This window comes from Vibrio sp. M260121 (assembly GCF_036533715.1).
Taxonomy (GTDB): Bacteria; Pseudomonadota; Gammaproteobacteria; order Enterobacterales; family Vibrionaceae; genus Vibrio.
Genome location: NZ_JATABF010000116.1, coordinates 1 through 656, shown reverse-complemented (window position 1 = coordinate 656; position 656 = coordinate 1). Strand labels below are relative to the sequence as shown.

1 protein-coding gene is annotated in these 656 nt (G+C 49.1%); it reads right to left on the bottom strand.

Annotation, left to right across the window (positions count from 1 at the left end):
- Positions 1-656: phage portal protein family protein (locus QTO06_RS25350; protein WP_331410354.1), on the bottom strand; the 656-nt coding region annotated here is incomplete at both ends.

Below are 656 nucleotides of genomic sequence, written 5' to 3'. Positions count from 1 at the left end.
GCTTGGTTACCCGATGACAGGGTTTGTCCAGTCAGGCGATAAGTGATCTTGTTATCGATGTATTTAATCGCATTCAAGATTTCATCAACCTTTCCTTGTGGGTTGAGCACTTCGATACTGGAGACACCACTGACTGCCGCTACGTCACCGTTCTGCAATGGAGCTAACGCATCCGCCACAGTTTGTAATGAGGTGTCATTGTTACTTTCGGTCAACGCCACTACATTAGGGATCGCATACTTTTCACCAAGGCGCTCCAGGTTAGCCCAGTTCACCCACTTGGTTTGCCAGATTGGCCAGAGCGATTCCAAGATGGAGTGACCATAGGGTTTGTCGCTGGTGCGCTCACGAGTTACAGGAATGATGCGACCTGTTGGCACTGGCTGAATTTCACCATAGGTGTTTCGATACGCCACACCACCATCACGCAAAATATAAAAGCTATCAGGACGCTTGGCTTCGGATTCAATCGGAATGGCATTTGCGCCATCTGGCTCCCATTGGATTTGAACCGGACGATACCCAAACTCAGCAGCCGTCAGCATACGCAACATCAAGTCTTCCATATCTAACTCAGTAAGGATGGCCTTTGCGTTAGCAATGTCGGTCTGTGAGCCTTCGATAATGAACGGGATTTGAGAAGCGAACGCATGACG